Raw genomic sequence first — 22,652 nt, 5'->3', positions numbered from 1 at the left:
CGATGGACATCGTTTTCATCGAAGACCTGCGCATCGACGCGGTGATCGGCATCTACGACTGGGAGCGGCGTGTGCGCCAGACGCTCGCGTTCGACATCGAGATGGCGTTCGACAACACCATCCCCGCCGCCAGCGACGACATCGCGCACACGCTCAACTACAAGGACGTCTCCAAGCGGCTGATCGATTACGTCGGCAGCTCCAGCTTCGGCCTGGTCGAGACACTGGCCGAGCGCTGCGCGGCGACCATCCGCGAGGAGTTCGGCGTGGCGTGGGTGCGCCTGAAGCTGTCCAAGCCCGGCGCCGTCCGCGGCGCCCATTCGGTCGGCGTGCGCATCGAGCGCGGTACGCGACCGCAGTAGGCAGCCGAAGCGATGGGACGCGCCTATCTAAGCCTGGGTTCCAATCTCGAACCGGAGCGTCACCTGCATGCCGCGCTGGACGAACTGCGCGCGCGCTTCGGCGCGATCGACGTGTCGCCGGCCTACCGCAGCCGTGCGGTGGGCTTCGAGGGCAACGATTTCATCAATCTCGCGGTGGCGCTGGACACCGAGCTGGAACCCGAGGTGCTGAACGACTGGCTGCACGCGTTGGAGGATCGCCACGGCCGCCGTCGCGACGTGCCGCGCTATTCCGACCGCACGCTGGACGTGGACATCGTGCTCTATGACCAGCGCGTGCTCGAAGGTCCCGGTCACCTGCAGATCCCGCGCAAGGAACTGCGCCACGCCTTCGTGCTCAAGCCCCTGGCGGACATCGCGCCCGACCTGCTCCATCCGTTGGACGGACGCAGCATGGCCGACCTGTGGGCGGCGTTCCCGCAGCAAAGCGAACCGCTCGCGCCGACTCGCCTGTAGGAGCGCCCTTGGGCGCGGCCGGCCGGGCGCGGTGGCCTCCAAGGTTGCTTCTGCAGGCTTGGAGCCACTGTTGCGCGCGTGGAGCCGGTGCTAGAAAGGCGCCCAATATTCACGGATCGAAGGGGGAAATGCATGGCCGGCAAGTTTGCGCGCAGTTGGGCATTGATGAAGGCGAGCGCCGCGGTGTTGCGGTCGGACAAGGCCCTGCTGGCCTTTCCCCTGCTGTCGGGGCTGTGCTCGCTGGTGGTGGCGGCGAGTTTCCTGGTGCCGGTGGCGCTGGCGGCGATCGCCAGCGACGGCCGCACGCTCGATCGCGACCACTGGTCGGCGGCGACCTGGTTGCTGATGTTCGCTTTCTACCTGGTGCAATACTTCGTCATCGTGTTCTTCAACACCGCGCTGGCCGGCAGCGCGTTGCGCCACCTGCGCGGCGAACCGACCAGCCTGTCCAATGGACTGGCGCTGGCCGGCTCGCGCTGGGCCAGCATCCTGGGCTATGCGCTGATCGCCGCCACGGTGGGCCTGTTCCTGCGCGCGCTGCAGGAGCGACTGGGCCTGGTCGGTCGGCTGGTGGCCGGACTGCTCGGCCTGGCCTGGACGGTGGCGACCTTCCTGGTGGTGCCGGTGCTGGCGAGCCAGTCGGTCGGTCCGGTCGACGCGGTCAAGCGCAGCGTGGAACTGCTCAAGCGCACCTGGGGCGAGAATCTGATCGGCACCGTGGGCCTGGGCGCCGCGTTCGGGCTGATGACTTTCCTCGCCGTGCTGGTCGGCGCGCTGCTGGTCGGCGGCGCCTTCGCACTGCATTCGATGCCGGCGGTGGTGGTGGCCGTGGTCGTGGTGGCGGTCGCGCTGGTGCTGCTGAGCCTGGTGCAGGCTTCGCTGCAGGGCATCTACGCGGCGGCGCTGTACCGCTATGCCGAAGTCGGCGAGAGCGGTGCGGGCTTCGAGCCGGCGCTGCTGCAGGGCGCCTTCCGCCCGAAGAAGTAAGGCGCTTGCCCCTCGCAGGAGCCTACCGTCGGACTCCTGCCAAAAACGGTACCTACACCGTCAGCGTGCGGCCGCCATCGACGCGGATGATCTGTCCGGTGACGAAGGGCGCGTCCCGCAGCAGCCAGAGCACGGCGGAGGCGACGTCCTCCGGCGCGCCAGCGCGCTGGAGCGGCGTGCGCGAGAGCATCGCGGTGCGGTCGTCGTAGTCCTTGCCTTCGGACGGCCAGAGCACCGCGCCAGGGGCCACGCCGTTGACGCGCACCTCGGGCGCCATGTCCTGCGCCAGGGTGCGGGTCATCGCGGCCAGCGCGGCCTTGGCCATGACGTAGATCGGGTGGTCGGCCAGCGCGCGCTCGGCATAGATGTCCACCAGGTTGACGATTGCCCCGCGCGACTCCCGCAACGCCGGCCACGCGGCCTGGGCAAGGAAAAACGGCGCCCGTGCGTTGGACGCGAACAGTTCGTCCCACTGCGCTGCCGTGGCGCTGCCCACCGGCGTGGGAAAGAACGCCGAAGCGTTGTTGACCAGCGCGTCGAGCTGCCCGAAGCGCCCCAGCACCTGTTCCACCAGCGCAGGCAGGCGCTCGACCGCGGCAAGGTCGGCCTGTACCGCCAGCGTGCTGCCGGTGCGCGCGCGTTCCAGTTCCCGCAGCAGCCCGGCAGCCTCGTCGGCGGAGTGGCGGTAGTGCAGGGCGAGGTCGTAACCGGCCGCGTGCAGCGCACGGGCGATCGTGGCGCCGACGCGGCGGGCACCACCGGTGACCAGTGCGACGGGGCGGGGGTGCTGGATGCTCATGTGGCGAGCTTGCCGCAAAGGGAGCCGGGCGTCACGGCGATGGCGGGACGTCCGGTTCGATGACATCGTCCGGCCCGGTCCCGTCATCCGGCACCGCCAACGGCTCGGTGCGTACCAGGGTGCCGCTGCCGAACAGGTCGATCGCCGTACGCGCCACGCTGCGGGTGTCGTACCAGGCGTAGGCGCCCACGCCCGCGGCGCCGATCACCGGCAACCAGCGCGAGATGCCGGCGCCGACCGCGCGCTGGGACAGGCTCACGCCGATCCGTCTGGCCACGCGCTCGGCCAGCGTGGCCGAAAGCTGGCGGAACAGCAGCCGGTCGCCCATGCGCACCACCAGGTCGCGGAACGCCTGCGCCGCGGTGTGGCGGAACAGGCACCACAGCATCTGCTCGCGGCCCAGGCTGGCGTGCTGGCCGAAGGCCGCCGCGATGTCGCTGACCATCTGTGCCTGGATGCGCCAGATCGCCACGAGTTCGGGCAACACCGTCAGCCAGCCGAGCGGCCCCGGCGGCAGGGCCAGCGAGCCGGCCGTGAGCGCCGCCTTGCGCGAGGCCTGGGCGGCCAGTTCGCGCGCCTTCGCCTCCGGGTGCAGGCCCCGGTGGACGTGGCTAGCGGGAATCTGGCTGGCGAAATCGAGGATCGCCGCGGTAATGCGGCCGTGCTCGATCGGCGCGGGCACGGCGGGAACCTGGGTCGGCGAGTCGGCCATGGGTACTCCTGCAGGCGGGAGGTCCAGTGTGGGTGAGCGGTCGTGAATGGTGCATGCGGCGATGAGGCATGACCTCCGGCCCGGGGCGGATGATGCAATAAATGTTACATTATAACATCACTCGCCAACTTCACCGGAACACTGCCGATGCCCCGTACGCTGCTTGCCCTGAGCCTCGCCTGCGCCCTGAGCCCCTCCTTCGCCGCCACCACGCCGGGCGACATCACGAGCGGCGATGCCGGGGCGCCGCCGGCCCCGCAGCAGGTTCGCGAGCTCGGCACGGTCGATGTCAGTGCGGCGCTGGACCTGTCGCGCAATGCGCTCTCGCCCGATACCGGCTCCAGCCAGTACGTGTTCGACCAGCAGGCCATCGCGCAATTGCCGCTTGGCGCGGCCACGCCGGTCAACCAGGTGCTGCTGCAGGCGCCGGGCGTGGTGCAGGACTCCTACGGCGGCCTGCACGTGCGCGGCGACCACGGCAACCTGCAGTACCGCATCAACGGGGTCATCATTCCCGAGTCGATCTCCGGCTTCGGCCAGACGCTGGATGCGCGAACGATCCAGAGCATGAAGCTGCTCGACGGCGCGCTGCCGGCGCAGTACGGGCTGCGCACCGCGGCGGTGGTCGACATCACCACCAGGAGCGGCCACCAGCTCGGCAACGGCGGAAGCGTGGGCGTCACCGGCGGCTCGTTCGGCACGCTCAACCCGTATGTCGCGCTGTGGGGCAGCAGCGACCGCTGGAGTGCCTTCTTCACCGCGAACCACCTGGAGAGCGACGCCGGCATCGAGAACCCGGCCCCCAGCCGCAAACCGATCCACGACCACACGAACCAGCTCAAGAGCTTCGGCGACGTCAGCTACCTGATCGACGCCGACACGCGGTTGAGCTTCCTGTTCGGTACCGCCAACAACCGCTTCGAAATCCCCAACGTGCCCGGCCAGCGGCCGCAGTTCGGCTATCTCGACCGCACGACGTTCGACTCCTCCCTGCTCGAGGCGCGCCAACGCGAGAACACGCGCTTCGGCGTGCTCGCGTTGCAAGGCAAGCTCGGCCAGACCGGCTACCAGGTATCGCTCGGCCAGCGTTACACCGATGTGGCCTACACGCCGGACCGTGCCGGCGAGCTGATGTTCAACGGCGTGGCCTCGGCGGTCACCCGGAGCAACCGCGCCAGCACGTTGCAAGCGGACTTCGCCACGCCGCTGGGCGATGTCCATACCTTGCGCTACGGCCTCTACGGCAGCTTCGAACGCGCCGGCAGCGGCAACGACGCCCGGGTGTTTCCTGCGGACGCCGAGGGCGGGCAGATCAGCACCACGCCGATCGAAATCCTCGACGCGAATCGTCTCACGGCCAAGACGTGGTCCGCCTACGTGCAGGACGAATGGCGCCTGGGCGAGGCCTGGACCCTCAACCTGGGCCTGCGCGGCGACCGCTACCGGCTGGAGCGTACCGAGAGCCAGCTCAGCCCACGCGTCGGACTGGCCTGGCAGGCCACCGACGACACGGTGGTGCACACCGGCTACGCGCGCTACTTCACGCCGCCGGCCACCGAGATGATCACCAGCGAGAACATTGCCCGCTTCGACGGCACCACCAACGCGGTGCCGGACCTGGGCAACAACACGCCGCTGGCCGAGCGCTCGGACTATTTCGACGCCGGCGTGCAGCAGGTGCTTGGGCCGTGGACGCTCGGCGTGGATGCCTACTACCGCAAGGTCGACCGCTTGCAGGACGAAGGCCAGTTCGGCTCGGCGCTGGTCTATTCGACGTTCAATCTCGCCAAGGGCCGGGTCAAGGGCGTCGAATTCACCGCCGACTACAGCGCCGGACCGGTCTCGGCCTACTTCAACCTCGCGGCCAGCCGGGCGGTGGGCAAGGGCATCATCACCAGCCAGTACAACTTCGATCCGGCCGACCTGGCCTACATCGCCCAGCATTACGTCCACCTCGACCACGACCAGACGCTGGCCTCCTCCGGCGGCATCAGCTACGCGCTCGGCGAGCGCACGCAGGTCGGCGCGGACTACCTGTTCGGCAGCGGCCTGCGGCGTGACGGCGCGGTGCCCAACGGCGATCACCTGCCGGCGTACTTCCAGCTCAACCTCAGCGTGGCGCGCGACTTCACGGTGGGGCGTTTCGGTGACCTCAACACCCGGCTGGCGCTGATCAACGCACTCGATCGCAGCTACGAGTTGCGCGACGGCAGCGGTATCGGCGTGGGCGCGCCGCAGTTCGCGCCGCGGCGCGCCGTGTATCTGAGCCTGCAGAAGGATTTCTGACCGCCCATCCGACGTGCGTTGCCGCTGGACTGACACGGCATCGGCTACCCTGCCGGTTTAACCCAAGCACCTGACCGCATGGCTTCACGACTCCCCGATCCCGGCGCCGACGAGCGCGCGCACTCCGACCGCCTGTTGCAGCTCCTGCGCGAGCAGATCGTCTCGCACGGGCCGATGCCGTTCGCCCAGTACATGGAACGCTGCCTCTACGCGCCGGGCCTGGGTTACTACAGCGCCGGCAAGACCAAGTTCGGCGAGGCGGGCGATTTCGTCACCGCGCCGGAACTGGGCCACCTGTTCGCGCGCTGCGTCGCCAACGCGGTGCAACCGGTACTGGCGATGCTGGGCGACCAGGCCGATTTCCTGGAGCTCGGTGGCGGCAGCGGCGCCTTCGCCGAAGCCTTGCTGCGCGCTTTCGCCGAGGCCTGCACGCCGCCGCGTCGCTACCTGATCCTGGAACCCAGCGCCGACCTGCGCGAGCGCCAGCGCGAACGCCTCGCCGCCGCGCTGCCGGCGGAACTCAATGCCCGCGTGGCGTGGCTCGACCGCCCGCCCGAGGAACCGTGGCGCGGCGTGCTGTTCGCCAACGAGGTGGTCGATGCGCTGCCGACCACCCGCTTCACCCTGCGCGCCGGCGAGGTCTACGAGGAACACGTCGCGCTGGATGGCGAGGGCCGGCTGATGCGGACCGACCGTCCGGCCGACGCGCTGGTCGCCGGCGCCGTGCGCCACCTGGAACGCGACCTGGGGCGCCCCTTCGAGGACGGCTACCGCTCCGAAGTGCTGCCGCAACTGCCGTACTGGGTGCAGGCGGTCGCCGGCACGCTGGAGATGGGGCTGATGCTGTTCGTCGACTACGGTTACGTGCGCCGCGAGTATTACCTGCCCGAACGCAGCGACGGCACGCTGATGGCGCACTACCGCCACCACGCGCACGGCGATCCGTTCCATTTCCCGGGCCTGAATGATCTGACCGCATCGGTCGATTTCACCGCGCTGGCCGAGGCCGGCAACAGCGCCGGCTTCGGCGTGGCGGCGTACCTGCCGCAGGCACAATTCCTGCTGGCCAGCGGCCTGCAGTCGGTCTTCGAGCATGCGCACGCACAGGCCGGCGACGACTTCGCCCGCCATCGCCTGGCGCAACAAGTGCGCCGGCTGACCATGCCCGAGCAGATGGGCGAGCGCTTCCAGGCCATGCTGTTCGCGCGCGGATTGCCCGCCCTGCCGCTGGCCGCCGAGCTGCTCGCCGCAGACCAGGGCGGACGGCTGTGAACGCACTGATGCGGGAGGTGGCGCCCCTGCGCTGGCATCGCGGCTGGGTCGTGCTTGGCGTGCTGCTGATGGTCGCCGTGGCGGCCATCGCCCTGCTGCCGGCGACGCGCCATCTCACGGCCATGGCGCTGGCCCTGCCCGCGGGCGACAAGCTGCTGCACATGCTCGCGTTTGCAGCCCTGATGGGCTGGTGGGGCAACCTCTACCACCGGCCGCGCCCGCGCCTGGGCGTGGCGGCCGCCTGCCTGCTGTTCGGCTTGCTGATCGAACTGGCGCAATGGCCGCACAATCCCGAGGATGCGAGCGTGTGGGACCTGGCCGCCGATGCTCTGGGCCTGGCGCTGGGTGCGTTGCTGCTGCGCACGCCGATGGCCGGCGTGCTGGTGCGTATCGAACACTGGCTCGGCTTGCAGCAGACGCACGGGTGACGCGTCGCCCGTTCGTTCTGGGGGCGGGCTCCGGATGTGTTTTGGGTATGCTCTTTCGCCCGCCGGACGCTACGAAGCGAAACCCGGCCAACCCTGCACGTGGCGTCGGATGAGCGCGGCCAGGCTCGCAACCTGTTCGGGTGAGTCGTTGAGCGCGGGGATGTAGCGCAACTCCTGCCCACCGGCGGCCAGGAAGAAATCGCGGTTCTGCATGGCGATTTCCTCCAGCGTCTCCAGGCAGTCCACGGCGAACCCGGGGCAGGCCACGTCCAGGCGCTTGATGCCGTCTGCGGCGAGCTGGCGCACGGTGGCGTCGGTGTAGGGCTGCAGCCACGGCTCGCGGCCCACGCGCGACTGGAAGCTCAGCAGCAGCTGCGTTTCGTCCAGGCCCAGTCGCGCGCGCAGCCGCGACGCGGTGGCACGGCACTGGGTGAGGTAGGGATCGCCAAGGCGCACGTAGCGTTCGGGAATGCCGTGGAAGGACAGCAGCAGCTTCTCGCCGCGGCCGTTGGTTTCCCACCAGCGCTCGATGCGCGTGGCCAGCGCGTCGATGTGCGCCGGGTCGTCGTGGTAGTCGTTGACCACCCGCAGTTCCGGCGGCCAGCGCAGTTGCTTGAGCGCGTCGGCCACCGCGTCGATTACCGAGCCGGTGGAGGTGGCCGAATACTGTGGATACAGCGGCAGCACCAGCAGCCGGCGCACCCCGGCAGCCTGCAGCTCGGCGATCCTGGTTGCCACGGACGGCACGCCGTAGCGCATCGCCAGCGCGACACGCGCCTGGCCGCCGAGCTCCGCCTGCAACGCGTTGGCCAGCGATTCGCTCAGCACGCGCAGCGGCGAGCCGGCCTCGGTCCAGATCCGCGCATAGGCATGCGCGGAGCGGCGCGGGCGGATTGCCAGGATCACCCGGAGGATCGGCCACCAGAGCCAGCGCGGGTAGTCGATCACCCGGCGGTCGGAGAGGAACTCGGCCAAATAGGGCCTGAGCGCACGTGCCGTCGGCGCCTCCGGCGTGCCGAGGTTGACCAGCAGCACGCCGGTCGCGCCCGGCTGAACGTTTCGGTCAGGGGCGTGGTCTGAAGGGCCGGTATAGTGGTCGCGCTGTGGCATCGAAGGCATCGGCGGCGTGCAGGCGGTGGAGTCTGCCACAAGCCGCCGGACGCGCCCCCGGCGCGCCACACCCCTCGTTCCCCCCTGCGCAAGGAGTTCTCCATGTTCAAGGCATTGCGTCGTAGCTCGCTGATCGCATTGACCCTGCTGCTGCCGGCGATGGCCGCCCGCGCGGAGGACCCGCCGCTGGTGCGCGCGCAGAATGCGGTGCGCGTGCTGCACGAGATCATGCAGGCGCCGGACAAGGCGATCCCGAACGACCTGCTGGGCAACGCCAAGGCGATCGCGGTGATCCCCGACATGGTCAAGGCCGGCTTCATCTTCGGCGGCCGCCGCGGCGAGGGACTGATCTCGGTACGCAGCGGGGACGGTACCTGGTCCAATCCCAGCTTCATCACCCTGACCGGCGGCAGCGTGGGCTTCCAGGCGGGCGTGTCCTCGACCGACGTGGTGCTGGTGTTCCGCACGCAGCGCGGCGTGGACTCGATCGTCAACGGCAAGTTCACCCTCGGCGCCGATGCTGCCGCCGCGGCCGGCCCGGTGGGCCGCACCGCCAGCGCCGCCACCGATGCGCAGATGAAGGCGGAGATCTATTCCTACTCGCGTTCGCGCGGCCTGTTCGCCGGGGTGGCGCTGGACGGCTCGGTGCTGCGCATCGACTACGACGCCAACGAGGCGGTGTACGGCTCCGGCATCACGCCGCGGCGCATCTTCGAAGGCGGCGTCGCCAACGTGCCGGGCCCGGTCGTGGACTTCCGCGACCAGCTCGAGGAGTACACTGCGCGTTGATCCTGTTGCCGGCATACCAGCTGGCAACCCCAACGGTTTTCGGCACAGTCCGTCAGAGGTTTGAAGTCATGGGTCTGGACAGTTTTTGGCATTGGATCATCCTGCTCGTCGTGGTGCTGGTGATCTTCGGCACCGGCAAGCTGGCGAAGATGGGCCCGGATCTGGGCAACGCCGTGCGCGGCTTCAAGAAGGCCATGCAGGGCGAGGACGATGAGGAAGAGGCCAAGCGCAAGGCGCAGGAGCAGCTGCGCGCCGACCCGCCGGCCTCGGACGCCACCGCCAGCAAGGCGCGCGACACCAGCGAAACCAAGTAAGCGCGCGGTGGCGCGGCGATGATCGAGATCAGCTTCGGCAAGATGCTGCTGCTGGCGCTTATTGCGCTGCTCGTGCTCGGCCCGGAGAAGCTCCCTGGCGCGGCGCGCACCGCCGGCGCGCTGATTCGCCGTGTGCGCAATACCTGGGACAGCGTGCGCACCGAAGTCGAGCGCGAGCTCGAGATCGAGGAAATCAAGCGCACAGCGCGCGAGGCTGCGGCGCGCGCCGAGGCCGCGCAGACGCAGATGAACGCGACCGCGCGCGAGGTGCGCGAGGCGGTCGGTTCGGTGAAGGCCGCACTGGCCCCGACCCCGACCCCGACCACCGAGGCCGATCCGGAGCCCGCACACGCCCGGCTGCCCGGCGAACCCGCAGACCCGGCCGACGAGCCGCCCACCGAGCGCGACACGCGCACTGGCGACCTGTTCGCCGATGACCCCGAGCACGCCCCGGTGAAGGAACATCCGCATGGCATCGCCTGAGCCCGAGCCGCAGGTCGACCTGCAGCAGGGCCTGTTTTCGCATCTGATCGAACTTCGCTCGCGCCTGCTCAAGGCCGTCGCGATGGTGTTGATCGTGCTGCTGGCACTGATTCCGTTCGCCAACCGGCTCTACACGCTGCTGGCCGCGCCGCTGGTGGCGCACCTGCCGCGGGGCGCCCACCTGATCGCCACCGAGGTGGCCAGTCCCTTCATCACGCCCTTGAAGCTGGCCTTCGACACCGCGCTGTTCATCAGCATGCCGGTGATCCTCTATCAGCTGTGGGCGTTCGTGAGCCCCGGCCTGTACAAGCACGAGAAACGGCTCGCGCGACCGTTGCTGCTGGCAGCGCTGGTGCTGTTCTACGTCGGTTGCGCGTTCGCCTATTTCCTGGTGCTGCCGGCGGCGTTCCGCTTCCTCACCGCGGTGACGCCGGTGGGCGTGGAGATGATGACCGACATCACGCATTACCTCGATTTCGTGATGCTGATGTTCTTCGCCTTCGGCCTGTGCTTCGAGGTGCCGGTCGCGGTGGTGATCCTGGCCGCGGTGGGTGTGGTCGACGTGGCCAAGCTGCGCGCCGTACGCCGCTACACCATCGTGGGCGCTTTCGCGATCGCCGCGGTGATCACGCCGCCGGACATCACCTCGATGATCATGCTGGCCGTGCCGATGTGCCTGCTTTACGAGTTGGGCGTGCTGGCGGTGCGCTGGCTGGTCAAGCCGCGCGAGGCCTCGGACTAGGGCTCCTCTCCCCGCAGGGGAGAGGGAGCTAAAGCATTACTGCGCGGTGCCGGGGCGATGCCCCAGCGCCAGTCCCTTGAGGATGTTCAATGCCTGCGCCAGCGTGTAGTCCTGGGTAGCGAGCTTGGCATTGTCCGCGCTGCCGTCGTTGTCGATGTCCTGCGCGGCGGCGGTGTTCTCGTTGGCCAGGTGGTGCTTGAGGTCGGCTTCCGAACTGATCAGCTCCGGCTCGCTGTCGGCCTGGTTGACGGTGAGCTCGGCCAGCGCGATGTCCGGCTTGATGCCTTCGGCCTGGATCGAGGTGCCGTTGGGCGTGTAGTAGCGCGCCGTGGTGAGCTTGACCGCGTGGTCGGCATCCAGCGGCAGCACGGTCTGCACCACGCCCTTGCCGAACGTGCGCCGGCCCACGATCAACGCGCGATGGTTGTCCTTAAGCGCGCCGGCGACGATCTCTGCCGCCGAAGCGGTGCCGTTGTCGGCCAGCAGCACCATCGGCGCGCCCTGCAGCAGGTCGCCCGGGTGCGCGTCGAATTTCATGTTGGCATCGGCCAGCCGTCCGCGCGTGCTGACGATGGCGCCCGCGTCGAGGAAGTCGTCGCCGATCGCCACCGCCGAGGTGAGCAACCCGCCGGGGTTGGAGCGCAGGTCGAGCACCGCGCCCTTGGGCTGCCCGTGCTTGGCCACGTAATCGGCGAACTTGCGCTCCAGGTCGTCGGCGGTGTCTTCCTGGAACTGGCTGATGCGGATGTAGGCGTAGCCGGGCTGCAGCTCGCGCAGCTTCACGCTGGTCACCGAGATCTGCTCGCGCACCAGCGGCATGTCGACGGGCTGGTCGCTGTTCTCGTGCAGGATGGAGAGCGTGACCTTGCTGCCGGGCTCGCCGCGCAACCGCTTGAACATGTCGTCCACGTTGTCCGGATCGACCGCCTTGCCGTCGATCTTGACGATGGTGTCGCCGGGCTTGATCCCGGCGCGCGCGGCCGGGGTGTCGTCGATCGGCGCGATGATGCGCAGCGTGCCGTCCACTTCCAGCACTTCGATGCCCAGGCCGCTGTACTGGCCGGTGGTGTCCTCGGAAAGCTGCTGCAGGCCCTGCTTGTCCAGGTATTCGCTGTGCGGGTCCAACCCGCTCAGCATGCCGCTGATCGCCGCCTTCATCAGCGTCTTGTTGTCGACGCGTTCGACGTAAGCTTGGCGGATCACCTCATAGACGCGGCTGAAGTTGCGCACGTCGTCCAGGTCGACCGGATCGGGCGCGCTGGCGGCCCTGGCGGGCACCGCGGTGCTCGCCGCGGCGGCCGGGGCCTGCTGTGCGTGCAGCGGCGCGAACGCCAGTGCGGCGGTCACGGCGCAGGCCAGGGCACGGGGGATGGGGTGCATGCGAAGACTCCTGGGTATCCGGCGGATTTCGACCGCGCGATCGCGCGGTCGTTCCAAAACTAGCCTGTGGCTTGGAAAGAAGGGCGTCAACGCCGCTTGGCCAGCCAGCCGCGCGGGTCGACCGGCTTGTTCTTGTGACGCAGTTCGAAATACACGCCGGTGTTGACGCCGGTGGTCGGACTGGCGGTGCCGATCGCCTCGCCCACCTCGACCTGGTCGCCGACGCTGTGCAGCAAGCTTTCGTTGTTGCCGTACATGCTCAGCCAGCCATCGCCATGGTTGAGGATGACCAGCAGCCCGTAGCCGCGCAGGAACGCCGCATAGACCACGCGGCCGCGCGCCACGGCATGCACTTCGCTGCCGCCGTCGGCCTTGATCAGCACGCCGTTGCCGTAGCTCACCACCGGGCCGGTCGCCGGCCAGGGCAGGTTGCCGCGGATGTCGGCCTTGCCGCCGGCGCGGCTGGGTGCGGCGGGGCTTGCGCGATCGCTGCGGGCGGCCTCGCGCGCGGCGTCGTCGATGGCGCGCTGCAGCTTGTCGACCAGGTGGTCCAGCGATTGCGCGTTCTGCTTCATCGCCGCCAGGCGCTGGGTCTCGTCCTTGTATTTGGCGTTGGCCTGGGCCACCAGCTTCTGCTGCGCGGAGCGCTGGCTGGTCAAGGTCCGGGCCTTTTCCGCGCGTTCGGCGCGGGTGGCGGCCAGGGCCTGCTGTTCGGCCGTGATCTGCGCCTCCAGTTCTTGCAGATGGCTGAGCTCGCCCATCAAGGCGGCGACGCGCGCGGCACGGTCCTGCTGGAAATATTTCGAATAGGCGAGCGTGCGCGCGATCTGCGCGAGATCCTGGTCGCCCAGCAGCAGTCGCAGGTCGGTGCCGCGGCCAAGCGTGTAGGTGGCGCGGAGCAGGTCGGCGATGGCCGCGCGCTGGCCGGCCAGGCGCTGTTCGAGTTCGGCGCGCTGCTGCTGGAGCTGGTCCAGTTCCTGCTGCTTGGCGGCCAGCGCGGTGTCGGCTTCGCGCAGGGCGCGGGCGGCATCGGCCAATGCGTCGGCCTGGCGGGCGAGTTCGGCGTTGGCGCTGTCGCGGCGCGCGGCGGTCTGCGCCTGTTCCCGGGCGAGGGCTTCCATCCGGCTGCGCAGCTCGGCCAGTTGCTGCTTGGCCTGTGCCTGCTTGTGGAGAGAGGATTGCCGCGCCATCGCGGGCACGACGGCGGCCAGGGCAACGACGGTCAACAGGAGGACGAGGGCACGAAGGGCGGGTCGGCGCATGGGGACCGATTATCCCCGAAGCGGACGCGTCGTAGGGCGGCCGCGATGGGGCACCTGCGGTTCCCGCCTACGTCCCGCGCGGCGACAGCGCCTGCACGGGCGGCCGCTACCATGGCCGTTCGTCAGCGGACAGGCGGTGCGATGAGCAAACGACGGACATGGATCGCGCTCGCAGGCGCCAGTTGGTCGTGGGCATTGGCGGCGCAGACGGTGACCGAGCTGCCGCCGGTGCCGGTGCAGGCGATGCGGCTGGACATCCCGCCGTTCGATCTGCCCGCCGCCTTGTCCCGCGTGCCGGTGGCCACCGGCGCCAGCGGCAAGCCGGGCGTGAACCTCTCCGAGGCGCTGGTCGGCGTGCCCGGCGTGCTGGCGCGCGACCGGCAGAACTACGCGCAGGACGAACAACTCTCCATCCGGGGTTTCGGCGCGCGCGCCAGCTTCGGTGTGCGCGGCGTGCGGCTGTACGTCGACGGCATACCCGCGACGATGCCGGACGGGCAAGGCCAGCTATCGCACATCGCGCTGGCCGCGGCCGATCGCGTGGAGGTGCTGCGCGGGCCGTTCTCGGCGCTGTACGGCAACTCCTCCGGCGGCGTGGTGCAGGTGTGGAGCGCCGAGGGCGGGCAGGTGCCGGTGCGCGCGCTGGAAGCCTGGGCGGGCGCCGACGCCAGCCTGCGCCTGGGCGCCCAGGCGCGCGGCGTCTCCGCGCCGTTCGACTACAACGTGGCGCTGGGCCACTTCCGTACCGACGGCTACCGCGCGCACAGCCGCGCGCAACGCACCTCCGGTAATGCGCGGCTGGGGTTCGACCTGGGCGCCGGCCGCACGCTGACCCTGGTGCTCAACACGCTGGCGCAACCGCAGGCGCAGGATCCGCTGGGCCTCACCCGCGCGCAGTGGCACGCCGATCCACACCAGGCGGTGGACGCGGCGCTCGCCTTCGACACGCGCAAGCGCGTGCAACAGCAACAGTTGGGTGCGATCTGGAGCGCCGAGGGCGCGAGCAATGGCGTGCGCCTGATGGGTTATGCGGGGCAGCGCGCCGTGACGCAGGTCCTGTCGATTCCAGCCGCCGCGCAGCAAAGCCCGCTCAGCGCCGGCGGCGTGATCGACCTGGCCGGCGGCTACGGCGGCGTCGACGCGCGCTGGACCCACCGTGGCCAGGCACTGGGTCGGCCGCTGGAATGGGTGCTGGGCGCGAGCTGGGACGGGCAGGACCAGCACCGGCGTGGCTACGAAAACTTCGTCGGCGACACCCTCGGCGTGGCGGGTACGCTCCGCCGCGACGAGCGCGACCGCGTGCAGGCATTCGACCAGTACGCGCAGCTGTACTGGCATGTCGCCGAACACTGGTCGCTGCTGCTCGGCGCGCGCCACAGCGCAGTGGCCTTCCATGCGCGCGACCGTTACGTGATCGCCACCAATCCGGACGACAGCGGCCAGGTGCGCTATCGCGCCATCACGCCGGTGGCGGGCGTGGTCTACCGGCCCAGTGCGCAGCTGCGGCTGTACGCCAGCTACGGCGCGGGCTTCGAGACGCCTACGTTCAATGAACTGGGCTACCGGCGCGATGGCGGCGCGGGACTGGCGTTCGGCCTGGCGCCGGTGCGCAGCCGCAACGAGGAGCTGGGCCTGAAGTGGCAGCCCCACGCTGGGCCGGCCATCGAATTTGCGCTGTTCCGCGCGGACAGCCGCGACGAACTGGCGGTGGCCAGCAACCACGATGGCCGCGCGACCTACCGCAACGTGGGCCGCAGCCGCAGGCAGGGCGCGGAGCTGGCGGTCGATGGCGATCTTGGCGCGGGCTGGCGGCTGCGGCTGGGCATGACCTGGCTGGACGCGCGCTTCCGCAGCAGCTTCCTCGCCTGTGCCGGCACGCCCTGCCTCGAACCCGACCTGCCGGTGCCGGCGGGTACGCGCATTCCGGGCGTGCCGCGGCGCTACGGCTCGCTGCGCCTGGAGCACGGCGGCGAGCTCGGCTGGCGTGGCGGCATCGAACTCGACGGCGCAGGCGCGGTGCCGGTGGACGACCGCAACAGCGCCATGGCGCCGGGCTACCTGCGCACGGGCGTCGACCTCGGCTTCGGCGTGGCGCTGGGACGCACGCGGCTGCACCTGAGTGCGCGGGTGGACAACGTGTTCGACCGGCGCATCGTCGGCTCCGTGATCGTCAACGACGGCAATGGCCGCTATTACGAACCGGCGCCGGGCCGCAGCATGTCGCTTGGACTGCGCCTGGAGCTGTGAGCGTCTGGCGGTATGGACGTCCGTGCACACAGCCGCCTGGAAGCCTGCAAATGGCCGTCCATACAGGCATACGGCGTGCCAACGGAGGCCACTTGTGTCGAAAACCGATAGGCCGGGTTAAACGCTTGTAAGCGCCACGGGAAAGTGGAAGACTGCCGCTGCGCAATTCCCCTCGCCTGCAGTGCTGGCGGTGCGCAACACACCACCAGTCCTCGGGCGCATTGCGCACCCCCACAACCGAGGATTGAGTCATGAAAGCGAACAAGCTCGCTACGGCGTTGGCTTTGCTGCTGACGCCCCTGGGTTCCGTTTACGCACAGACCACCCCGCCTGCCGACACGCCCGTCCCCGCGCCACCGCCGCAGGACCAGCAGCAGGCCAGCCCGCAACAAGCACAGCAACTGCAGACGATCACCGTCACCGGTTCGGCGATCCCGCGCATCGATGTGGAAACTCCTTCGCCGGTCACCGTGATCACCGCGGCGCAGATCGAGCGCAGCGGCCTGAAGACCGTCAGCGACGTGGTGCGTGCGATCTCGGCCGACAACAGCGGCTCGATCCCGACCGCCTTCACCGCGGGCTTTGCCGCCGGTTCGGCCGGTGTCGCCCTGCGTGGCCTGACCGTCAACTCGACGCTGGTGCTGGTCGACGGCCGCCGCTCGACCAACTACCCGCTGGCCGATGACGGCCAGCGCACCTTCGTCGACCTCAACACGATCCCGGTCAACGCGATCGAGCGCATCGACGTATTGAAGGACGGCGCGTCCTCGCTGTACGGCGCCGACGCCATCGCCGGCGTGGTCAACATCATCCTCAAGCAGAACTACAAGGGACTGGAGGGCACCGCCGAGATCGGCACGTCCGAGCGCGGCGGCGGCACCACCCGGCGCATCACCCTGCTGTTCGGTGGTGGCGACCTGCAGAAGAACGGCTGGAATGCCTACGGCGGCATCGAGGCGCAGAAGGACGACCGCATCTGGGCGCGCGACCGCGATTATCCCTACAACACCACGGACCTCAGCCCCGGCGGCGGCAGCGACCTCAACTGGGGCCAGCCCGGTTTCAACACCGGCTCGATCTGGGGCATGGTGCAGCCGGCGGTCCCGGGCGTTCCCGGCCCCGGGGGCCAACAGACCGGGACCGCGGTCGACGGTGCGCTATGGCAGCCACTGCGCCCGTGCGGGCCGGGCTCGAGGCTCGTGACCAACGAACTGGGCAGCGGTTGCGAACAGAACCAGATCGCCGACTACATCGACCTGGCGCCCAAGCAGGAGCGCGCCGGCGTCTACGGCCGGTTGACCGTGAAGGTGGGCGACAACAGCGAGGCCTACGTCAGCGGCAGCTACTACCACAACAAGGTGGAGGCCGCCGCCACGCCGCCGCAGATCCGCGCTGGCACGCCGGTGAACACGCGTTCGATCGTGCTGCCGGCGACGCTGCCCGACGGTTCGGACAACCCGAACAACCCGTTCCCCAATCAGCCCGCGTTGATCACCTACGCCTTCGGCGATATCCCCGGCGGGGCGAAGACCGTCAACGACAACGTGCGACTGGTCGGCGGCATCCACGGCATCTGGGGCGAGTGGAACTACGACAGCGCGCTGGTGCTCAATCACAGCTCGCTGGACGTCAACAACTACGGCTTCCTCAACTACGCCGCGCTGATCAGTGCCGTCAACAACGGCACCTACAACTTCATCGACCCGACGCAGAACTCGCCCGAGCTGCTGGCCCAGCTCGCGCCGGTGCTGCACAAGAAGTCGACCACGGACCTGCAGTCGCTGGACTTCCACCTCACGCGCCTGCTGGCCGACCTGCCCGGCGGCTCGCTGGGCCTGGCCACCGGCATCGACCTGCGGCGCGAGAAACAGTCCGATCCCGACCTCAATCCGGGCCTGTCGGCACAAGGCCTGGGCGTGGCTCACACGTTCGGCAAGCGCACGGTGAAGGGCGTCTACGTCGAACTGGATGCGCCCTTCCTGGAATCGCTGGAAGTGGATGTGTCCGGCCGCTTCGACAAGTACTCCGACTTCGGCAGCAACTTCTCGCCGAAGGTTGGCTTCAAGTGGAAGCCGATCGAATCGCTGGCGATCCGCGGCACCTGGTCCAAGGGCTTCCGCGCACCGAGCTTCGCCGAGAACGGTTCGAGCGAATCGGAAGGCTTCGCCACCTACAACCTGCCCGACGACTACGTGGCGGCCCATGGCAGCGACGCCTACACCCGTCCGTACGGCCTGGCCTTCGACACCATCGGCAATCCCGACATCCAGCCGGAGAAATCCAAGAGCTGGACCTTCGGCGTGCTGTGGCAGCCCACCGAGCAGTTCAGCGCTTCGGTGGACTACTACGACATCAAGAAGACGGGCGTGATCGGGCAGTTCGACCCGCAGGCGGTGCTGGACGCCTACTTCGCGGGCCAGCCGCTGCCCCCGGGCTCGGCAATCATCCCCGACGTGCCCGACCCGGAGCATCCGACGCTGCTGCCCAAGCCGGTGGTGGTGCAGGCGCCCTACGTCAACCAGAACGCGCTGCAGACCAAGGGCGTGGACCTGGACCTGGTGGGCAACTTCGACTTCGGCGGCAACCTCAAGCTGCGCAGCGAGTTCAGCGCCACGCGCATCTTCGAATGGAACCTCACCTTGCAGGACGGTACGGTGCAGCGTTTCGTCGGCACCCACGGCGTGTATGCGGTGTCCTCGGGCGCCGGTACGCCGCGTGACCGCGCGACCTGGTCGAACAGCTTCATGTTCGGGCCGGCCACGATCACCGGCACGCTGTACTACACCAGCGGCATCAGCATGGAGTCGCCGGATGCGGGCGAGGGCTGCATCTCGACCGACGACAACGGCGATCCGTTCCCGCCGAGCTGCCACGTCGGTGCATGGACGCAGTTCGACCTCACCGGGAGCTACGACTTCAATGACCACTTCTCGGTCTACGCGTCGGTCCTGAACGCGTTCGATCGTCGCGCGCCGTTCGATCCGGCCAACTACGCGGGCATCAACTACAACCCCACGTGGTCGCAGATGGGCATGGTCGGGCGGTTCTACACGGTGGGCGTGAAGTACAAGATGTAAGGCCGCATGCGGGCATTACAGGGCGCGCCGGTTTTCCGGCGCGTCTTTTTTCATCGGGTGACAATGGGTTTCCTGTCATCGAGCGAGCGTCCCATGTGCCTGATCGCCTTCGCCTGGAATGTCCACCCACGCTGGCGGCTGGTGCTGGCGGGCAATCGCGACGAATACCACGCACGCCCGAGCGCTCCGCTGGCCCGCTGGGACGACATGCCGGTGATCGCCGGGCGCGACCTGGAGGCGGGCGGCACCTGGCTCGGCGTGAGCACGGGCGGGCGTTGCGGCGTGGTCACCAATGTGCGCGACCCGCGGTTGCCGCAGGTCGGGCTCTCGCGTGGCCTGCTGGTGACCGACTGGTTGCGTGGCCAGCCCGACGCCACCGCGCACGCGCGCGCATTGGGCGGAATGGCGGCCGGCTATCGCCCGTTCAACCTGCTCACCTTCGACGCGCACGCCGGCTTCTATCTAGGCAACCGGCCCGCGCCGCGCGTGCAGGCGGTGACGCCGGGCCTGCATGGACTGTCCAACGCCGACTTCAACACGCCCTGGCCGAAGACGCGCCAGTTGATGGCGCGGCTGCAGGCCTGGCTGGACGAAGGCAAGGAGGACGTCGCGCCGCTGTTTGCAGCCTTGGCGGACGAACGACCGGCGTCCGATGAGCAACTGCCCGACACGGGCATCGGCCGCGAGCGCGAACGCTCGCTCTCGGCCGCCTTCATCCGCGGTCCCGCGTATGGCACCCGCGCCAGCACGGTGGTGCTGATCGGCCACGCAGGTTCCGGACGGATCATCGAGCGGCGGTTCGGACCGGACGGACGTCCGGACGGCCAAAGCGACGTGGCCTGGTGAGCCTTTCCAGGAAGGTCGCGCCGCGGCCTTACGGGCATCAGCCCCGCGCGATCTGAAGCCCTCTCCCCTCAGAAAAAAAGGTTGGTGAGGGGCCGGGGCTCGCCCGAACCCTCACCGCTCCCTGCGGCATCGCCCACCTGCCGATCGGGCGCGTCCTACGCGACGGAACGGCCCCTCGCCACTGCGCCGACTACTGGCGCACCGCTACCGTGTCGGACTCACCACACACGAAGGAACCGTCAATGCGACATGGATGGCGCTGGTGGGCATTGGCCGCCTGCCTGCTGGTCAGGCCGTGCCTGGGCGCCTGCCCAGCCTGGGACGCGCCGCGCGCCGCGCGCGAGCTGCATGCCTTGCACGACCAGCTCGACCACTGGAACCACGCCTACCGCACCGCAGGCCGCTCGCCGGTCGACGATACGATCTACGACCAGGCGCTCGCCCGCTACGAAAACTGGCGCGCCTGCTTTCCCGGACAGGCGCCACCGGCGCTGGCCCACCTGGCCGATGCGACCGGGCCGGTGCGCGCGCCCATCGCCCAGACAGGCCTGGCCAAGCTCCCCGACGCCGTTGCCGTGCAGGCATGGATGCGTGAGCGCGGCAACCACGACCTGTGGGTACAACCGAAGGCCGATGGCCTAGCCGTCACGCTGCTGTATGTCGACGGGCGGCTGCGCCAGGCGGTCAGCCGTGGCGACGGCCTGCACGGATCGGACTGGACCGCCGCCGTCGGACGGATCGCGGCTGTTCCGAAACGCCTTCCTCGCGCGCCGCCGCGCGTGGTGCTCCAGGGCGAACTGGTCTGGCGCCTGCCTGGGCACCGGCAGGCCACGGACGGCGGTGTGCGAGCGCGTGCGGACGTAGCCGGCGCGCTTGCGCGCGAGCCGCTGGACGCCGACGCCGCGGCGCACATCGGGCTGTTCGTGTGGGACTGGCCCAGTGGACCGGCCGACATGCGCGCGCGCCTGGCCGGACTGGAAGCGATGGGTTTGGGCGCCAGCGCGGCACTGACGCAGCCGGTAGCCAGCCTCGCGCAAGTCCGTCGCTGGCGCGAGCGCTGGTACCAGCAGGCGCTGCCCTTTGCGACCGACGGTACCGTGCTGCGCCAGGGCCACCGACCGCGCGGCACGGACTGGCAGCCGGCGCCGCCGGACTGGGCGGTCGCCTGGAAATACCCACCTGCCAAGGCACTGGCGACGGTGCGCGCGGTGGATTTCCGCCGTGGCCGGCGCGGCCGTATCGCCGTGGTGCTGGAACTGGAGCCGGTGGTGCTGGACGACCGCACGGTGCGGCGGGTCAGCGTCGGATCGCTGGACCGTTGGCGCAAACTTGACGCGCGACCGGGCGACCAGGTCGCGCTCTCGCTCGCCGGATTGACCATCCCCCGCTTCGACGGCGTCGTATGGCGCACCCGCGAACGCGCCGCCGTCGCCGTGCCCCCGGATACCACGCGCGACGGGCTGGATTGCTGGCACCCGGGCGCCGGTTGCGAACGCCAGTTCCTGGCCCGGCTGGTATGGCTCGGCGGGCCGCAAGGCCTACGCATCGACGGCATGGGCGAGACGACCTGGCAGGCGCTGGTCGACGCGGGGCTGGTGCATGGCCTGATCGACTGGCTTTCGCTCACGCCCGCGCAACTGGCCGCCGTGCCGGGCATCGGCACCGCGCGTGCCGCCCATCTGGCGCAGGCGTTCGAGGGCACGCACGCGGCCGGCTTCGACGCCTGGCTGCGCGCGCTGGGCGTGCCGCCGGCGGGCGATGCCGTGTTGACCGATTGGCCCGCGCTGGCGGCGCGGGATGCAGCGGCATGGGAGAAGGTACCGGGCGTAGGTCCGGGTCGAGCCGCGCGGTTGCAGGCGTTCTTCCGTCATCCGGAAGTGGGGCGGCTCGCCGCGCGGCTTCATGCGGCGGGCGTCGCGGGGTTTTGAATCCGCCGTAACACCTAGCAGGTGCGCTCCTGCAAGGTTGTCGCACGCAGCAGGAACCCGCGACGTCGCGCTGCCTAGGCGAGGATCTCGCCGTCCACGTAATACCAGCGCCCGTCCTCGCGCAGGAACCGGCTCACCTCGTGCAGGCGTTGCGCGCGCCCGCCGCCATAGCGAAGGCGGGCGACGAACTCGACCACGGCCTCGAGTCCGCCATCGTCGTGGCGCCTGACCGACAACCCGAGCCAGCTCGGCGCCGGCTGCTGGGCGGCGAGCTTGAGGTGCGCCGGGCGCGTGCTCGGATGCCAGGTGGCCAGCAGGTAATCCTCGCGCTTGAGCACGTAGGCGCTGTAGCGCGAGCGCATCAGTGCCTCGGCGGTCGGTGCGGGCGTGCCTTCGTGCAGCGGCCCGCAACAGTGCGCGTAACCGGCGGCGTTGCCGCAAGGGCACGGGGTGAGAGTGTCGACGGCGCGCACGTTTCGCAGAAGTCCACCGGAAGAACGTTCCGGTCATCCTGACGTCTGGAGAAAAAAATGCAACGCGCGCCGGCGGTTCAGTCGGACCGCTGACGCGAGACGAGCAGTGGAGCCAGTTCGTAGCCCATGCGACGCGACATCGCCTTGAGCTCTTCGGCCAGTTGGTAGTCCATGCGCGGTTCGCGGCCGAGGATCCACAAGTAGCGCCGCCGTGGTTCGCCTACCACCGCCCAGCGATAATCGCGGTCGAGGCCGATCACCCAATGCTCGTGCCACACGAAGTCCAGCCGTTCCAGCCATGCCGGGGCGAAGCGCAATTGCATCCTGGCCGGTTCGCGCAGCGGCTCGGGCTGGCGCAGCACGCCATGGGTTTCGCTCAGCCTGCCGTCCTGGTCACGGCAGGCGCTGACCACCGCGACCAGGCCGTCGTCGCGCGGTGCGTATTCCAGCGTGAGTTCAGCCATGCAGCGGCGCTGGAACGGTAGCGGCAGCCAGGCCACGCCGTACCAACGTCCGATGAAGCGCTCCAGGTCCACCCACGGCACCGCCTCGACGCCACGTGCCGCAGTGACGGCGGCGCGCGCTGGACGTGGCGACGATCGCCTGCCTGTGTGTTGTTGCATGGGCTCCCCGGACGACGAAGGCCCGCCCATGAAGCAC

Annotated in this window: 21 protein-coding genes; 14 read left to right on the top strand and 7 right to left on the bottom strand. The window is 69.5% G+C overall.

All coding sequences use genetic code 11. The features are described from left to right. The first annotated feature begins 2 nt into the window (after positions 1-2). The 3 genes from folB to ACFWZ4_RS11185 all read left to right on the top strand — a co-directional run bounded on the left by folB (position 3) and on the right by ACFWZ4_RS11185 (position 1,844). Complete coding sequence (folB, locus tag ACFWZ4_RS11195; protein WP_439704760.1) at positions 3-362, top strand: dihydroneopterin aldolase; 360 nt, start codon at positions 3-5, stop codon at positions 360-362. A 12-nt stretch (positions 363-374) separates the two neighbouring features. Beyond that, positions 375-857, top strand: coding sequence for a 2-amino-4-hydroxy-6-hydroxymethyldihydropteridine diphosphokinase (gene folK, locus ACFWZ4_RS11190; protein ID WP_439704759.1), 483 nt, complete (start codon positions 375-377; stop codon positions 855-857). A 132-nt stretch (positions 858-989) separates the two neighbouring features. Further along, on the top strand, positions 990-1,844 hold the full coding sequence (locus tag ACFWZ4_RS11185; protein WP_439704758.1) for a DUF6159 family protein: 855 nt from the start codon (positions 990-992) through the stop codon (positions 1,842-1,844). Positions 1,845-1,896: 52 nt separating this feature from the next. On the opposite strand, the gene ACFWZ4_RS11180 is transcribed toward ACFWZ4_RS11185, so the two are convergent. Beyond that, positions 1,897-2,643, bottom strand: a complete 747-nt coding sequence (locus tag ACFWZ4_RS11180) for a pteridine reductase (RefSeq protein ID WP_439704757.1) — start codon at positions 2,641-2,643, stop codon at positions 1,897-1,899. Positions 2,644-2,674: 31 nt separating this feature from the next. Beyond that, entirely contained in the window at positions 2,675-3,355 is a 681-nt protein-coding gene (locus ACFWZ4_RS11175) for a hypothetical protein (RefSeq protein ID WP_439704756.1), read from the bottom strand. 147 nt (positions 3,356-3,502) lie between these two features. Between ACFWZ4_RS11175 and ACFWZ4_RS11170 the strand changes: the two genes are divergently transcribed. From ACFWZ4_RS11170 to ACFWZ4_RS11160, 3 genes are all read left to right on the top strand, one after another. Then, the gene (locus tag ACFWZ4_RS11170; RefSeq protein WP_439704755.1) at positions 3,503-5,641 is read left to right on the top strand and encodes a TonB-dependent receptor; all 2,139 of its coding nucleotides are present in this window, start codon (positions 3,503-3,505) and stop codon (positions 5,639-5,641) included. Positions 5,642-5,719: 78 nt separating this feature from the next. Then, positions 5,720-6,913: a class I SAM-dependent methyltransferase gene (locus tag ACFWZ4_RS11165; protein WP_439704754.1), complete on the top strand. Its 1,194-nt coding sequence runs from the start codon at positions 5,720-5,722 to the stop codon at positions 6,911-6,913. Then, entirely contained in the window at positions 6,910-7,341 is a 432-nt protein-coding gene (locus ACFWZ4_RS11160; RefSeq protein WP_439704753.1) for a VanZ family protein, read from the top strand. The genes ACFWZ4_RS11165 and ACFWZ4_RS11160 overlap by 4 nt, the downstream gene beginning before the upstream one ends. 69 nt (positions 7,342-7,410) lie before the next feature. On the opposite strand, the gene hemH is transcribed toward ACFWZ4_RS11160, so the two are convergent. Continuing rightward, on the bottom strand, positions 7,411-8,451 hold the full coding sequence (gene hemH / locus ACFWZ4_RS11155; protein WP_439704752.1) for a ferrochelatase: 1,041 nt from the start codon (positions 8,449-8,451) through the stop codon (positions 7,411-7,413). A 102-nt stretch (positions 8,452-8,553) separates the two neighbouring features. Here hemH and ACFWZ4_RS11150 point away from each other — a divergent pair, with 102 nt between their 5' ends. The 4 genes from ACFWZ4_RS11150 (at position 8,554) to tatC (ending at position 10,779) form a co-directional block, all read left to right on the top strand. Continuing rightward, complete coding sequence (locus ACFWZ4_RS11150) at positions 8,554-9,240, top strand: lipid-binding SYLF domain-containing protein (protein WP_439704751.1); 687 nt, start codon at positions 8,554-8,556, stop codon at positions 9,238-9,240. A gap of 68 nt (positions 9,241-9,308) precedes the next feature. Further along, complete coding sequence (gene tatA, locus ACFWZ4_RS11145; protein WP_439704750.1) at positions 9,309-9,554, top strand: twin-arginine translocase TatA/TatE family subunit; 246 nt, start codon at positions 9,309-9,311, stop codon at positions 9,552-9,554. A gap of 18 nt (positions 9,555-9,572) precedes the next feature. Then, positions 9,573-10,037 carry a Sec-independent protein translocase protein TatB gene (gene tatB / locus ACFWZ4_RS11140; protein ID WP_439704749.1) on the top strand — a complete coding sequence of 155 codons (465 nt, stop codon included), beginning with the start codon at positions 9,573-9,575 and terminating at the stop codon, positions 10,035-10,037. Then, positions 10,024-10,779 (top strand): twin-arginine translocase subunit TatC, encoded by a 756-nt coding sequence (gene tatC, locus ACFWZ4_RS11135; RefSeq protein WP_439704748.1) that lies wholly within the window; start codon positions 10,024-10,026, stop codon positions 10,777-10,779. The genes tatB and tatC overlap by 14 nt, the downstream gene beginning before the upstream one ends. 36 nt (positions 10,780-10,815) lie before the next feature. On the opposite strand, the gene ACFWZ4_RS11130 is transcribed toward tatC, so the two are convergent. Then, positions 10,816-12,159: a S41 family peptidase gene (locus tag ACFWZ4_RS11130; RefSeq protein WP_439704747.1), complete on the bottom strand. Its 1,344-nt coding sequence runs from the start codon at positions 12,157-12,159 to the stop codon at positions 10,816-10,818. Between the two features lie 86 nt (positions 12,160-12,245). Further along, entirely contained in the window at positions 12,246-13,421 is a 1,176-nt protein-coding gene (locus tag ACFWZ4_RS11125; protein ID WP_439704746.1) for a murein hydrolase activator EnvC family protein, read from the bottom strand. A gap of 141 nt (positions 13,422-13,562) precedes the next feature. Here ACFWZ4_RS11125 and ACFWZ4_RS11120 point away from each other — a divergent pair, with 141 nt between their 5' ends. The 4 genes from ACFWZ4_RS11120 to ligB all read left to right on the top strand — a co-directional run bounded on the left by ACFWZ4_RS11120 (position 13,563) and on the right by ligB (position 21,519). Continuing rightward, on the top strand, positions 13,563-15,668 hold the full coding sequence (locus tag ACFWZ4_RS11120; protein WP_439704745.1) for a TonB-dependent receptor family protein: 2,106 nt from the start codon (positions 13,563-13,565) through the stop codon (positions 15,666-15,668). Between the two features lie 251 nt (positions 15,669-15,919). Beyond that, positions 15,920-18,745 (top strand): TonB-dependent receptor plug domain-containing protein, encoded by a 2,826-nt coding sequence (locus ACFWZ4_RS11115; protein WP_439704744.1) that lies wholly within the window; start codon positions 15,920-15,922, stop codon positions 18,743-18,745. 93 nt (positions 18,746-18,838) lie between these two features. After that, positions 18,839-19,591, top strand: coding sequence for an NRDE family protein (locus ACFWZ4_RS11110; RefSeq protein WP_439704743.1), 753 nt, complete (start codon positions 18,839-18,841; stop codon positions 19,589-19,591). A 242-nt stretch (positions 19,592-19,833) separates the two neighbouring features. After that, positions 19,834-21,519 (top strand): NAD-dependent DNA ligase LigB, encoded by a 1,686-nt coding sequence (gene ligB / locus ACFWZ4_RS11105; RefSeq protein WP_439704742.1) that lies wholly within the window; start codon positions 19,834-19,836, stop codon positions 21,517-21,519. Positions 21,520-21,593: 74 nt separating this feature from the next. Here the strand turns inward: ligB and ACFWZ4_RS11100 are convergent, their stop codons facing one another. Together ACFWZ4_RS11100 and ACFWZ4_RS11095 are read right to left on the bottom strand one after the other, a co-directional pair. Further along, on the bottom strand, positions 21,594-21,992 hold the full coding sequence (locus ACFWZ4_RS11100; protein WP_439704741.1) for a YchJ family protein: 399 nt from the start codon (positions 21,990-21,992) through the stop codon (positions 21,594-21,596). A 77-nt stretch (positions 21,993-22,069) separates the two neighbouring features. Next, positions 22,070-22,615, bottom strand: a complete 546-nt coding sequence (locus ACFWZ4_RS11095) for a lipocalin family protein (RefSeq protein WP_439704740.1) — start codon at positions 22,613-22,615, stop codon at positions 22,070-22,072. Positions 22,616-22,652 lie beyond the last annotated feature (37 nt).

It is taken from the genome of Frateuria sp. GZRe12, assembly GCF_051900535.1.
Lineage (GTDB): Bacteria > Pseudomonadota > Gammaproteobacteria > Xanthomonadales > Rhodanobacteraceae > Frateuria_A.
The sequence above is the reverse complement of the archived record's forward strand: the minus strand, read 5'-3'. Positions and strand labels throughout refer to the sequence as shown.